This is a genomic window from TM7 phylum sp. oral taxon 349 (assembly GCA_018127705.1).
Taxonomy (GTDB): Bacteria; Patescibacteriota; Saccharimonadia; order Saccharimonadales; family Saccharimonadaceae; genus Saccharimonas.
The window spans coordinates 1007684-1021750 of record CP072328.1; the positions used below are offsets into that span (position 1 = coordinate 1007684).

General features: G+C 47.2%; 16 protein-coding genes. 3 read left to right on the top strand and 13 right to left on the bottom strand.

Translation table 11 applies throughout. The features are described 5' to 3' along the window. Window positions 1-4 precede the first annotated feature (4 nt). From J5A52_05135 to polA, 5 genes are all read right to left on the bottom strand, one after another. Window positions 5-619 carry a hypothetical protein gene (locus J5A52_05135; protein QUB37483.1) on the bottom strand — a complete coding sequence of 205 codons (615 nt, stop codon included), beginning with the start codon at window positions 617-619 and terminating at the stop codon, window positions 5-7. Window positions 620-654: 35 nt separating this feature from the next. After that, complete coding sequence (locus J5A52_05140) at window positions 655-1320, bottom strand: hypothetical protein (protein QUB37484.1); 666 nt, start codon at window positions 1318-1320, stop codon at window positions 655-657. A 237-nt stretch (window positions 1321-1557) separates the two neighbouring features. Next, complete coding sequence (locus tag J5A52_05145) at window positions 1558-1941, bottom strand: hypothetical protein (protein ID QUB37485.1); 384 nt, start codon at window positions 1939-1941, stop codon at window positions 1558-1560. Then, on the bottom strand, window positions 1934-2458 hold the full coding sequence (locus J5A52_05150) for an ImmA/IrrE family metallo-endopeptidase (protein ID QUB37486.1): 525 nt from the start codon (window positions 2456-2458) through the stop codon (window positions 1934-1936). Before J5A52_05150 ends, J5A52_05145 begins: the two co-directional genes overlap by 8 nt. Window positions 2459-3161: 703 nt before the next feature. Then, window positions 3162-5702: a DNA polymerase I gene (gene polA, locus J5A52_05155; protein ID QUB37487.1), complete on the bottom strand. Its 2541-nt coding sequence runs from the start codon at window positions 5700-5702 to the stop codon at window positions 3162-3164. Between the two features lie 29 nt (window positions 5703-5731). On the opposite strand from polA, the gene J5A52_05160 reads away from it, so the two are divergent. Both J5A52_05160 and J5A52_05165 read left to right on the top strand, forming a co-directional pair. Beyond that, window positions 5732-6304: a dephospho-CoA kinase gene (locus J5A52_05160; GenBank protein ID QUB37488.1), complete on the top strand. Its 573-nt coding sequence runs from the start codon at window positions 5732-5734 to the stop codon at window positions 6302-6304. Between the two features lie 49 nt (window positions 6305-6353). Then, entirely contained in the window at window positions 6354-6782 is a 429-nt protein-coding gene (locus J5A52_05165) for a hypothetical protein (protein QUB37489.1), read from the top strand. Between the two features lie 92 nt (window positions 6783-6874). Here the strand turns inward: J5A52_05165 and rpoD are convergent, their stop codons facing one another. Continuing rightward, window positions 6875-7834 (bottom strand): RNA polymerase sigma factor RpoD, encoded by a 960-nt coding sequence (gene rpoD, locus J5A52_05170; protein QUB38018.1) that lies wholly within the window; start codon window positions 7832-7834, stop codon window positions 6875-6877. Between the two features lie 25 nt (window positions 7835-7859). After that, entirely contained in the window at window positions 7860-9602 is a 1743-nt protein-coding gene (locus tag J5A52_05175) for a DNA primase (GenBank protein QUB37490.1), read from the bottom strand. A gap of 56 nt (window positions 9603-9658) precedes the next feature. On the opposite strand from J5A52_05175, the gene J5A52_05180 reads away from it, so the two are divergent. Beyond that, window positions 9659-10627, top strand: a complete 969-nt coding sequence (locus J5A52_05180) for a hypothetical protein (protein QUB37491.1) — start codon at window positions 9659-9661, stop codon at window positions 10625-10627. Here the strand turns inward: J5A52_05180 and J5A52_05185 are convergent, their stop codons facing one another. From J5A52_05185 to J5A52_05210, 6 genes are all read right to left on the bottom strand, one after another. Next, a complete protein-coding gene (locus tag J5A52_05185; GenBank protein ID QUB37492.1) occupies window positions 10628-10969 on the bottom strand; it encodes an MmcQ/YjbR family DNA-binding protein in 342 nt (113 codons plus the stop codon). Continuing rightward, complete coding sequence (locus tag J5A52_05190) at window positions 10966-11844, bottom strand: magnesium transporter CorA family protein (protein ID QUB37493.1); 879 nt, start codon at window positions 11842-11844, stop codon at window positions 10966-10968. Before J5A52_05190 ends, J5A52_05185 begins: the two co-directional genes overlap by 4 nt. 3 nt (window positions 11845-11847) lie before the next feature. After that, window positions 11848-12399: an oligoribonuclease gene (orn, locus tag J5A52_05195; protein ID QUB37494.1), complete on the bottom strand. Its 552-nt coding sequence runs from the start codon at window positions 12397-12399 to the stop codon at window positions 11848-11850. 29 nt (window positions 12400-12428) lie between these two features. Beyond that, window positions 12429-12971 (bottom strand): hypothetical protein, encoded by a 543-nt coding sequence (locus tag J5A52_05200; GenBank protein QUB37495.1) that lies wholly within the window; start codon window positions 12969-12971, stop codon window positions 12429-12431. A 71-nt stretch (window positions 12972-13042) separates the two neighbouring features. Then, a complete protein-coding gene (locus J5A52_05205) occupies window positions 13043-13213 on the bottom strand; it encodes a hypothetical protein (GenBank protein QUB37496.1) in 171 nt (56 codons plus the stop codon). Between the two features lie 439 nt (window positions 13214-13652). Continuing rightward, complete coding sequence (locus J5A52_05210) at window positions 13653-13985, bottom strand: hypothetical protein (GenBank protein ID QUB37497.1); 333 nt, start codon at window positions 13983-13985, stop codon at window positions 13653-13655. Window positions 13986-14067 lie beyond the last annotated feature (82 nt).

Below are 14067 nucleotides of genomic sequence, written 5' to 3' on the forward strand. Positions count from 1 at the left end.
TTCTTTAATAAATGTTGTTAAAACTCGGCTTGAATTCAGGAATTTGGTTCACAAAAAGCGCATGAACCTTCAATGGATCGGCGCCAAGCGTACCTGGCGAATCCTTACACGTCGAGCCCCACACTGTGTGATCGGCGGTCGCGCCGTTAACTGTCTCAAATTTATACACGATACCGTTTGTAGCGCATACACCACGGATATCTGAGTCGTCCTCTTTGCCGCGTACGACGCCAATATTCGCCTTATCAAGCGCGTACGTAAATTGCTCGTATGCCGTCGCGTTGTTGTCGTAGGTTTTTTGGCTTTCGACCTTGTCGAGATAACCGTTATAAACCGTATAGGTTCGGGCAGTTGGCGTAATAACAATTTGATAGCTTTTAAATTTCTCATCGGCAACAATCGGCCCGCGTACCGTCCAGCGCACGCTGCGTGTTGCGTCTTGACTGACCGCCGCCATCTGTAGCGTTTGTTTTTGTGCTTGATCAGATTGCTGACTATCATTTGGCGTGCCGCCCTGTAGCATAGAGCGCACAAGCGTTACAGCGACAGCAATCACGATTACGACTACAACAATCGTGACAAACACAGGTAAAATTCTCGGTCGCGATCCTCGATACATATCAATATATTTACATTCTTAAGGCAAAAAGTCAATCAGACTGTGTGCCGCCAGCTTATCGGTATACACTGGCTTACTTCCGGTTCAGCACAAACATCACTCAGCGCCGCATCAATATTCTTATAGTCATTAATACGCGACATTACTGATTCAAGCGGCAAATACAAATTACCACTTGAATCAGTAACAACAAACCCACGCTCATCTTTTAGCGATATAACTTCATACGTCGTACCGCTTTTACAGTTTAGCGTTTCGATTGACGCAACATCACTCACCCCTAATGGCGGTGGCAGAAGAGTATTTGTCTGCTTGCTTATTACAGTATCCGCCCCAATAAGAACCGATCCGTCGTCACCTTCCCGGATATAGGTAATACACCAGCCAGAGCCGTCTGGCTCATCTTTTCTGTTCCCATCGTTTCGTACTTCAACAATACTGCTATCTTTTGCTACGAACCGACCAAATGAGAAGCCAAGCGATTCACCCGTTGTTTCACGATCAGCGGTATACGCGTTAAAAGCTTCAATACGACGATCAAGCGTGCCTCTTTGCTGTAATACATACGCACAGTCAAGCGTTAAATTATCCTGTTTCTTGCGTGACAATAGTTCTGTTGATGACATTGTTTCGGCATATGCATCATCGCCCTCCCCTGATATACTATCGTTGCTGAATGGGTTCTCAAGTGAGCTATACATACCGACGCCTCTTTTGTCTTATGTTAAAATGACACTTACATCATACGCCTTTCCTAACAAAAAATCCATAGTTTTAGTTTAATGTACTCAGCACTTCTTATTGCTAGCAAAGTTTGGTATATGTTCGACATACAAGAGACACCCTTTTCTTTGATTAGTTGTTTTACTGTATAGCTAGAACTAATTTTACTAGGGGGTTTTGGGTTAGGGTAATGTACCCTTTTTTTCAGATGTGATTTATCTAACAATCTTAAATAATGCGCATGCCGCAACTACTATTAGTATTGAAATAGATATAGTAGCTACTACCATATCCAAAATAATGCAGGCATTATAAAAATACGGATGCACCGTTTTTAGCTTTACTATCTTTAGCTCTAGATTCTCACCTTTGTACGTTCTATTTGCGACATATTCAAAGTAATCAAAGAATGTCTTTGCGTGAAGTAGTGATCCAAGAAAATCTGCGCCGTTCGTATCCGCTTTTTTCGCACTATCTGCGATAGGATCGGAAGATATAGGTTCTTCTGCAGTAGCAGTAACTTTCGCGCTATTGCTAACAGATGGCTTATCTGGGCTTTGCTCGATGATGTCTTCGTACTGCTCTGTCCGCTTACTCACCGCTCAGCAATCCCAAATTCTCCACCCTATAATATGCTGCCGATCTAGATACATTAAATATGCTCGCCAGATCTTCAATGTCGCGACTTTCTTTCCATGCGCGCTCTACGAGCGCTCTTGGCATCAACAAAGCGGATGAAAGCATATTGGCTTGTATCTCTTTGTATAAATCGTTTTCACCATACTCAGAAAGTTTCTTGCGCCATTCAATAAATGATTCTTTTCCATCGTCATGAAGTAAAAGATGCGCAACCTCATGGGCTATAGAAAAACGCTGGCGTTTTGGCTCATCATCTCTTGAAATTTGGATTATATATCGCGCAGAGTCGACATCTCTTTTTATACGAGCAGAGATAGTTTGTGGGTTAAACGTCACTTCTTCGACTTCACAACCAAAGAACTGAGCTAGCTTGACCGCATCGACAGCCCCCGGTTCGCTGTCGTTAAGTCCCGCATCCTTCCTAACTTTTTCTGCTAAGTCTTCTATTGTACCCGGAGATATGTAGCGTGTCGTCATGTTGTTACCACCTTTATATTTTTAATTGTAACAAAGTTATAAAGCTTGACACAATAAGTGCAGTGCTTAGGATTCATTCAACTAACCCATAACAACCACTCTCAAAGGGATTTGTTAAACTAAACCGTACCAGCCCATAAATAGTAGGATATAGGTTAGAAAATAATAAACTAGTACTCTACGAAAGGGCTGTTCCGTTTTAGTTTAGCGAATCCTCAACCAGCTACAAGACTTATGTAAAGAATGGATGGTATAAGAGCCAACCATTCAGAGTTATTTAAAGATCCATTAACATATCTAAAGTTTACGCTTGTTCCATTTTAGTTGACTGTACCTAAGGTCTAATATAAAGAAGAAACTCCGACAGATATACGCTGATACGCAGCGTCCAATCTTGCAGAAATAGTTCTTATTCTGAAGATCATATCTTAGAGCACCTACTTTGCGTTACGCCATAGTTCAAGGCTCAGCTATTTGCCCCAACAACCTTAGCCCATAACGTATTCAGCACTTCTTATGCTCTTACGTACTATACTTAGTATCAGATGAACCACTAGCTAGCTCACTGCTAAACTTTGCATGATAGGTATAGAGACGCCTTCTCTTGTAATAAATTAGTTGGTGTTATTGCTTATGCATACGTCAATCTACTTTACTAGATGTTTTGCTAAGTTATTGTACCGCAATTATCGCTGCGCAAGTGCTACACATCACCCCAATGCACGCCAATTTTCACATCAACCCGCAAGCGAACGCCAAGTTTGGGATAGACCTGCTCCATCGCATCAACCAGAAGTGCCGCAATTGCTTTCGTCTCAGTGCGCGGACATTCGACTAAGATACTATCGTGAATTTGCAGGATTTGCCGCGCCTTGGGGTAATCGCGGTCAAGTAACTGTTGTACTTTTATCATCGCAAGTTTCATTAGATCAGCTTCCGTGCCCTGAATTGGCATATTTGCAGCAGCACGCTCTGCCGCATTACGTACAGCAAAATTACTCGACTTCACATCGGGCGTCCAGCGGCGGCGCCCAAACAGCGTCTCAACAAAACCGTCGTCGTGCGCCTTTTGAATCGTATTTTCCATATATGCTTTCAGATTCGGATGCATACGGTAGTACTCGTCGATAAAATGCTGCGCCTCAGCGTAACTCATGTGCGCCGCTGCCGCTAGCCCATGCTGCCCCATACCGTATAGCACACCGAAGTTTACTACTTTAGCGCGCCGGCGCTGCGCGGGCGTCACGTCATCAAGCGGTACACCGTACACTTCGGCAGCAGTTTTGGCGTGAATGTCAGTATCGCTATTGAAATCGTCTATCATGCTCTGCTCGCCCGCCATCACCGCCGCAAGACGCAGTTCAAACTGTGAATAATCGGCGTTTACGAACATATTTCCGTCTGCCGGCACAAATGCATCGCGAATGTGTCGTCCAAGCGCCGTACGGATTGGAATATTCTGCAGATTCGGGTCGGTACTGCTCAGACGCCCCGTCGCCACAACATCTTGGTTAAATGTTGTATGCACATAGCCGCGCTCGTCAGCCTGCTGCGGCAACGTCGTAACATACGTATTCTGTAATTTTGCTAGCTCGCGGTAGCGTTCAACCAGCTCAACAATTGGATGCTGCCCGCGCAATTTATCTAATTCTTTTTGCCCAGTACTATATCCCGTGCGTCCTTTTTTAATCCCGACAGTTGGCAGTTGTAATTTTGTAAACAATGCCTCAGACAACTGCATTGGACTGGAAACATTAAATTCGTAGCCGACCATATCATGCACCTGCGCTTGTATGTCTGCAATTTCGCGAGTTAATTTTGTATTCATCGCATCAAGCACACCCGCATCTAAACGAATCCCTTGATGCTCCATGCGCGCCAGGATTGCAATGAGCGGAAAGTCCATCTCATGCGCTACGCGCGACAAGTCAGGCAACGCTTCAAATGCTTGCCGCTGTTCATCGTACAACGCCCAGATCGCGCGAACTGCGCTTTGAGGGCTATCAATTGACTCTAGCCCAACGAGATCTTCCAGTCGACGTGATTTTCGCAACGGATTCAGGAGAAACGAACCTTGTGCTGTATCATGTTGTACTTTTGGTAACGTTGTGATTCCATCGGCAAGCAATTGCTTTAAAAACATTTTTACATCATGCCCAATCATCGGTACGTGAACAAGGATTTTCGCCGCATCAACGCGAGTGAGACACGCAGCTTTAGTACGCTCGTGGCTAAGCCATACGTTATCGCCGTCAGCCCAGACTACTAATTCCGGCGCCATTATCAAAACCGCCTGCGCTGTGCCTGGTTCGATTTCTTCAATATCATTTGTGTCGAGTGCAGGCATTGTTGGCGCATTATCTTTATCTTTCATAGCATCTGGCAATTTTCGCAGCAAACTGCGGAATTCCAATTTCACTAACATCGCTTTCAACTTTGCTGTATCAAGTCGCGCGATATCCATCGCTGGCAGATCCAGTGCCACCGGTGCATCAAACATTAACGCTGCAAGCCGCTTACTCATATACGCCGAATCTTTGCCTGCAATTAATTTCTTGCGCACACTTTCCTTCACGTCATCAAGATGCTCGTAAATGCCGTCGAGTGTATCAAATTGCTGCAATAGCTGTGTCGCCGTCTTTTCGCCAACGCCTGCGACACCAGGGATATTGTCGCTGGCGTCGCCTTTTAGGCTCTTTAAGTCAAGAAATTGATCAATTCGAATACTGTAGCGCGCTTCAAATTCTGCCACATCGAATTTATCAATGTTTGACACGCCTTTTTTTAATGCATACAAAAACGTATTATCGTCCAAAATCTGCAGCGCATCTAAGTCGCTTGTAATTAAATAGGTCTCAATATTGCCGCGCGCCTCTGCCTGGCGATCAAGCGTTGCCATAATATCATCCGCTTCGTAATCGTCAAATTCGTAGAGCGGCCAGCCAAACGCATCAAGCAGTTCATGCAAAATCGGAATTTGCGCGTAAAAATCTGGTGGCGCCGGCTTACGCCCGGCTTTGTACTCGGGGTAGATTTCGAGACGCTTACGAATATTTGTTTTCGGCTTATCCCATGCCACGCATACGTAATCGGGCTGGATCTGTCGAATCAGCTCAAGGCTCAGCGCCGCAAATCCGTACACGCCGCCCGTCGGCGTACCGTCCGCCGTTGACAGATTCGGCATCGCATAGTAACCGCGATAAAATACGCTTTTGCCGTCAATAATTACTAAGCGTTTCGTCATAAATCTATTATATCTGATATGATAAAGCTATGAGTGAAATTCCTGCAAACATCAAAATTATCGCGTTCGTTGGACTAACGGGTAGCGGCAAGTCCGAAGCCGCAAGCTACGTTATCAACAAAGGCTACCCGCGCGTGTACTTTGGCGGCGTTATCTTAAGCGCCATGAAGGAAGCCGGCATTGACTGGAGCGAAGCTAACGAACGCGCTTTCCGTGAAGATATTCGCGCACGCGAAGGTAAAGATTTCGTCGTAAAACACATCATTCGCGAAATTCACAATCTCATTAACGCCGGGCAACGGCACATCGTCGCTGATGGATTATATACGTGGACGGAGTATAAAACCTTAAAACGCGAATTTTCCAGCGCCCTCACCGTTGTGGCAATCGTTGCGCCAAAGCGCCTGCGCCACCATCGTCTGACAACGCGCCCCGTCCGTCCGCTTACTGTTGAAGAAGCAAGTTCGCGCGACTGGGCAGAGATTGAGAATCTTGAAAAGGGCGGCCCAATCGCTATCGCTGATTACTATGTTCATAACGACAGCACAATTGATAGTTTACACCAGCAGCTTGACAAAATTTGCGCCATTATCCATTTTTAACCGCTAGTACGCTATAATTAAGTATAATACGATATGAAGGAGAATCATTATGAGTAACGAAACACAACAAACCGCGCCGCAAACCCCACCGCAACCAGCTTCACCTGTGCCGCCACAGCCAGCCTACGTTCCACCGGCAGGACAGCCCTACCAGCAGTATCAAACGCCAAGCACTGGTCAGCCATATCAACAACCCTATGCGCAGCCGGGGTACGCATACGAAAATCCGGGGCAGAACCTCGGTATCATCGGTATCATTCTTAACGTGCTCGGCATCGGTCTTGGCGGACTCATTCTCGGCATCCTGTCGCGTAATAAATCACGCGAAGCCGGTATGTCTACTACAATCGGCACGGTGAGTTTAGTTTGGGGAATTATTGAGGTTGTAATTGGCTTTATTGCGGGGATTATTTTTATCATTGCCATACTTAGCGATCCGTCGCTTGCACCTGCTAATACGTCGTCTACGTTGTACTAACAGGCTTCAGATACAAAATAAATTACAAAAACGGAGCGCTCTTTTTGTTGAGGGGCGCTCCGAATTGTTAAATAGCAGCGGACGCAATGCCCCTAGCGCAAATATTCAAATAATTTTTTCGCATCTTTGTGCTTGCGTAGTTTAGCAAGAGCTTTTGCTTCAATTTGGCGAATGCGCTCGCGCGTCACCGCAAATTCTTGCCCAACTTCCTCAAGCGTGTGGCTTTTGCCGCCGTCTAACCCAAAGCGCATACGAATAATCTTTTGTTCACGGTCGCTCAGCGTGCTAAGCAAATCTTGCACTTGTTCTTTCAATAGCTCGTTTGATGCCGCTTCTTCCGGACTAATCGTGTCTTCGTCTTCAATAAAATCGCCCAGCACCGACTCGCCATCTTCTTCGCCGTCACGCCCAACGCCCGCATCAAGGCTAGAAATATCTTGCTTGATCTTCATGACGTATTCAACCTTATCCGGCTCCATATCAAGCTCTTTAGCGAGCTCCTCAATTGTTGGTTCGCGGTTCAAATCTTGCGTCATGCGGCGCTGCGTGCGCAACAGCTTGTTAATCGTCTCAACCATATGGACAGGAATGCGAATCGTACGCGCCTGGTCGGCAATGGCGCGCGTAATCGCTTGGCGAATCCACCAGGTAGCATAGGTGCTAAACTTGAATCCCTTATCCGGATCAAACTTTTCAACAGCACGCAATAATCCCGTGTGCCCTTCTTGGATCAAATCAAGAAAATCAAGCCCGCGTCCGCTATAGCGCTTTGCAATTGATACAACAAGGCGCATATTTGCTTCCGCCATTTTATCCTTCGCCTTTTTGTCGCCATCTTTCACGCGCTGAGCAAGCGCCAGTTCTTCTTCGGCGCTAAGCAATGGAATTTTACCAATTTCCCGCAGGTGCAAGCGCACCGAATCATCCGAGATATCATCAAAATACTGGTGCGCGTTCAGGATATCCTCCGGCGTATCTTCGTCCATCAAGTCATCGGCGGCCGGCCCGTCAAAATCCTGGTTTGTAAAATCATCCGCTGGTGCTGCGGACATTGTTTTTTTTGCTTGCGCTTGATCGTCATCGTTTGCCACGTACTTTCTCCTTGATTATATTGTTGAGCGCAGTTCGCAAACGCTCCGCCGCCGATTCATCGCCGGCTGCTTCGGCGTCTCGCAACTGCGCGAGTAATCTGTCCTGTGTTTGTTTCGCGTGTTCATGTTCTATCTGCTGTAGCAATTGTCTCATCGCAAGCTGGCGATCCTCACCGCTCCAGACCCCATACCGCTCTTCAGCGCGTAATAGTACTATTTTTACATAGATGTCATATTCTTGCAACTCCTTCGGCGTTACTTGAATGAGCTCATCATGCGACTGTAAATATAGAGCAAGCGCACGCCGAGACGCCTCATGCCAATGCGTGGCATCAATACGGCGCAGCATATCCCGACAGCGTAGATCGCAGCACGCCAATGCAAGCGCGTTATCCTCCTTGACATATGCGTCATTGTTTGCCGTTTGCGCCGACTGCGCAACTGGTTTAAGCGGTTTTTCGCGCGTTTTACCGCCTGCAAATTTTGCGCGCACTGTTTCAACGCTCGTTTGCGCCAACTCTGCCGTCCGTGTTAAATAGTATTCTTGCTCCACCGGGTCGCCTAAAAGGCGGATTACGCCAAGTGCTGCCGTAGTAAAATTACGTTTACCTGCCGCCGTATCTAAATCTAACCGCGATGCATACTGCCGCAGTATCCAGTCAACTGCCGGTTCCGCCGTGTCAATTGCTCGCTGCCACGAGCTTACGTCTGCCTGAATAAGCTCATCAGGGTCTTTATACTGCTCCGGTAAACTAATAATCGTTAGTTCGACACCCGCCTGCGACGCCAGCGTAATCGCACGCTCCGTCGCTGCTACACCCGCTTTGTCGCCATCATACGCTAGTCGCACATCTCCCGTTAGGCGCTTCACGGCGCGAATGTGCTGCTCGGTCATTGCTGTACCGGCAGTTGCTACGACATTTTTGATACCCGCTTGATGGCTACTTACGACGTCAAGATTCCCCTCAACCATCACAATAAATCCTGCCTGACGAATCGCCTGCTTTGCCTGGCTGAGCGCAAAAATATGCCGTCCCTTATCATAAAGCAACGTCTGCGGCGTGTTCAAATATTTTGGCGCGTTCGGTACATCACCGATAATTCGCCCGGTAAATCCAATCACCTGACCGCTTGAGTCCATTAGCGGTACCATCATACGTCCGCGGAACATATCGCCGCCGAAGCGATTGAGCAGGCCGGCATCATTAAGCTCGCGCCGCGAAAACCCTTTTTTATCCAGAGCGCGTACGAGCGCTTCGCCGCTATCGGGCGCGTAACCAATTTGGAAATCTGCCACAACCTGTTTAGATAGGCTGCGCACGCGAAATACATATTCCATCGCGTGTTGATTATGCAGTAAACACTGTTGATAAAACCGTGCCGCTAATTGATTTGCTATAAGCAAGCGTTTCTTACGCGCTGCGTGTTCTTTAGCGTGCGCTGGTTCGTAGTCGCTCAGCTCAACGCCCGCTTTTTTCGCTAAAAACTCCAGAGCTTGACGAAAGTCCATACCCTCAGCTTCCATCACAAACGCGAACACATCGCCGCCCTTGTTGCTGCTAAAATCATGCCAAATATTTTTGTCGGGACTAACGAAAAAACTTGGCGTCTTTTCGCTTGTAAATGGACTTAGTCCCTTAAAGCTGCGCCCTGCCCGTTTCAGCTGTACATACTCGCCGATCACATCTTCAATGTTCAGCCGCGCGCGCACCTCCTCTTTGGCATCCATAGAATTTATTATATCACTCTTTACCTCTGTTATCGATTATGGTTAAATGGGATTATATGAATCCGCAAGACCCCTATCGTTCACTGCAAAACCCTCAACAGCCGCAGGGGTCTTCGTCGCTGCCGCCGGTTAATCCGGCGCCAAGCCAAAATTCGAATCAGAATCTACACGCCGCACCGAGCAACTCAGCGCCACAGCCAATACCGGAAATGACACCTCGGTCTCGGGCAGGCTATCCACAGTTGCAATCACTTCAGCCACGACCACAGTCGGCACAGCAAATACCGCAGCCAGCACAAACTCCATACCGTCCACAGCCATTGCAAGCACCATACCAACCGCAGTCGGCGCAAAATCCGATCCCAAGCCCGGGCTCAAGCCAAACACAATTTTCCAATCCAGCATTTAATAATCTCAATTCCCCAGCTCCAGCGGCAACGCCCGATGATTACACAACCGTCGACTATCTCAACCGAATCGCCCCGCTTGAGGAGCGCACCGTCAACCGGTTTGCTGTTTTTGGGCTGATTGGCGCTGTACTTACAGCGGTTGTCGTCATATTTATTGTTATCACAAGTAGTCAAGGCCCAAATTCCAATGAGATGCTTCTGCCTATATCGCAGCGCGTTGATACGCTTGGAACTGTCGCGAAAGCCGAAACTACAAAACTTGTGCAAATAGAGATTGCTGAAGCAAATGCTTCATTATCGTCCACGCTAACATCCATGAAAGCTCAGCTTGAGACTATTATGAAAAGTAAAAAAATAAAAACGGCGAATAGTGCTTCAGAGAAAAAATATCTAGAATCGATTGAGAAAAAACTCAACGACGCCCATCAAAAAGGAATTTTAGACCGCACATACACGACACAGATGACTTATGAATTATCATTGCTTAAAACGCAAATAAATAAACTAAAGCGCGCTACAAAAAATAAAGACATCACTGAATTCTGCGATGCGTCTATAAAAAATATTAATACTATCCTTGCCGCATACGATAAATTTAGCGCATCAAAACAATAGCTACCCGGCGACTAACCGATAGCTCAACCGCGCCAAATCTTTAATCTCGTCGTCGCTCAATTGCCCGCTGCAAATTATTGTAATCCAGTGTTTTTTGTTTAGATGATGCCCCGGCTGCACTGTTTCGTATTTCTGCTGTAAACGTAACGACAACTGCGGGTCACATTTTAGACTCACGCGCAGCGGCTGAGAGCCCTCGGCAATGAGCGCAAACATCTTTTCACGCTGCCCTGGTGCATCATTATGCCCAACCTTATATACCGCCGGCGATTCACCAAACGGGTAATCAAGCCATGCATCTGGCAAACTTAGCAAAAACGCCTCTAAGTCTTTATGTGTCATAGCCATTTTTTCCATACGAAATACCACACCATCAAAAGCGGCATAACAACAATCAATACCATGATGATCACAAACGCTGTATCGTCATGAAATGGCAGCTGCGAAAAATTCATGCCGCCAAGTCCAGTCAAAAACGAAATCGGCATAAAAATCGTTGTTACTAGTGTCAGGCGTTTCATGACATCGTTCATGCGATTTGACACCACCGATAAATACATATCAAGTGCGCTCGTTAGCAGATCGCGCATCGTATCAATCAGCTCGTGCGTACGCCAAGCGTAGTCGTAGCTATCGCGCGCGTACAATTCATAGCGCTCCTCAAACAGCTCATAACGCCCGCTGCTCAAACCGTTAAGCGTATTCATCAGTGACAATACTACTTTACGCAAGTCCGCCAACTGCCGCTTATACATAAATAGTTGCTGTACCTGCTTATGCTGCGGCGTACGAATCATCGTATCTTCTAGCTGATCGGTTACATCATCAATTTTATTCAAGATTGGCGTAAACTGCTCTACCGTGTACTGCAAAATGATTGACGCAATCAACGATGGTGTCAATGACTCGCGATGGCGCGTCTGTACCCGCTCAGTAATCTCCGCATCAAGTGCACCCGCGTGAATTGTCACAATCTGCGATGCGCCAAGCAGCAGCGTCAGATTGCGTAATACGACGTCGCGCCGTTTCACTTCTGGCAGTTCCAATTGAATCAGCAGCCAATCGTCGCCCTCAATCGCCTGAGATAACTGCCGATCCTGTACTAACACGCGCGCTTGCAAATCCGGCAATCCCAGCTCTTTTGCTAGCTTTCGCCGATCGTTTGGTTCGGTCGTCTCTATATCGCGCCACAGATCACTAAGTGCCGTTGTTTCCATCGCCTACATCTTCACTTTCTTTAAGTAATATTGCAATTCCTGAATGCTACCGCGAATATCGTCAAGCGCTCGATGCTCTTCTGGCTTCGCAAACTTCTTCCCAAATTTTCCCTCAAACACCACTTTCCATGCGCTTACATCAAGCATCCGGTAGTGCAATCGCCTTGACACTGCCGGCCACCATTGGTCAATAAATCGCCGATCCTGGTGTATTGAATTACCGCCAAGCAAAATCTTTGGTTCATTCGCAAAATGTTCATCACAGAATACCAGCAAATCCTGCTCAACCGCTGCGAGTGCTTTGCCGCTATCATTTTGCGCCTCAAGCCCGCACCGCGCCTTAGGGTTCGCGTCCCAGAACGCTGCATTGCGATCAAGCAATCGCTTTAATTTTGTCGGCTCATGCCGCACAATACCTTCAAACGTCGCAACCTCATGAAAATCCCAATCAGTTACGATTGCTGCTGCTTCCAGAATTTCGTCGCGTACTGGGTCAAGTCCTGTCATTTCCAAATCAACCCACAAAATTCGTTGCGGTTTAAACGCGTGTTTCATGATTGTATTATATCATTTTATCTACACGCTCAGGGTGCATAGTCGCCAACCTTATGAGTTAGTCGCGCCATACGATGTCCTCTATCAAGTGCGCAGCGTGCGCCGTCCGACATGTCGAAATCATAAACTGTTTGCAGCAGCCCTTCGTACAATTCCTCAACGGTGACATCCAAGCTGCTGTCGTACGGGCATAAGTCAAATTCACGCAGGTTTCGCATATATTGTTCCGCTACATCGCACCCATTTTCGAGCGCCTTATCAAGTTGAAGCAGCTGCATGAAGTAATCATACGCTGGGTCGCGATAAAAATTACTTAAGTCTTTCAAGCCAATACCGCAAATCCTCGCATCCGATAGACCGTCAACCTCCATCTGCGATAATAATCGCAGTGCCTTAAGTACTAATTTAGAACTTAATTGATATCCTCTATCCTCGTTAAATTCGTATAGTGTCGGGCGAATGATATTATTTGCTGTATCAAACACCGCTTGTCTAGTAGTATAAAGACTCCACTGATCGGTGTTCTCTTTGCAAGCGAGCAATTGATTCATTGTAAAATCTTGCTGACTCATGTATTGCTCCGACGTCTCTATGACGCTAACACCATAACCATGCGAGTAATCATCTGGAGATAATACTTCTGCTAATGATTCAAGAGTATCGTACGCATCATACGAAGAGTCGCTGTCAGCCGCTTGTAAAACTTGATAAAGTCAACATCGCGCGGACGGTGTGCCCTGAGTCCATCATACAACGCTGCAAGCAGTACGTTGCGTCCCGCCCCCTCGGAAGCCGCCAGAAACAGGAATATCATCAAGATTAATTCCCAGGTTAGCATGCTCAAGTGTTTTCTTGTTGAGAGCGACCCGACATAAACCTTCGTGCGATTTGATATGCCTCAGAAATAGGGAGGAAGAAGAGGAGCTAGTAAGGTCAGTATAAGTTTGAGATTGAACCATAAGAGCATCTCTACTTAAACGCCCAGATGCTCTTTGTTATCTTTAGCACCTTAACTACTTATGTTTATCAAAAATACTTTATTAGCAAACACAAGTATCCAAGGAATATTCCCCGCTTTGAGAAACCAGTGCGGGGAAACTGGGTGAATCATGTCAGTGACGTAATGCTTATAAGTAGCGAGCTACTTCACACACGTTCAACGACTTTAGCCTAGATACAGGCGGATGAATTTTGGTATCCACCAAAATTCATCATGTCCGGGTTTACTGCCCGTTCAGTGTGATACCGAGGCATCAGAGCCGCGCAAGCGCGCGGCAACCGACGATTCGCCCCTGGTCGTCGCGGACAGCCCCACTCGTAATGAGCAGGTCGTCCGTGTTGAGACCCCGGGCGCGCGCCACCTCCACCGTGATGCGACTCACGATGAAGACGGTGTCCTCGGCAGGCTCAGGCAGGCCAAGAACCTCCCCGAACTCGGTCTTAACGACCGGGATCGAGTTGATCTCGTCCACCAGCACATCGTGCTGGGAAACCCGAGCCACCCCGTCACTAGGGAAGACCGCAACGACGTTGTTACCGCCGTCAACAATCTTCACCTCGTGCAGGGTGAGGTTTACGACCCTCATTTCCCCCCTTCAAGGGTGAGCGCGCATAGCTCTGCAAAGTACCTTCAGAAGTCCCGAAAGCTATTCTTTGCGGTGCGCGAGG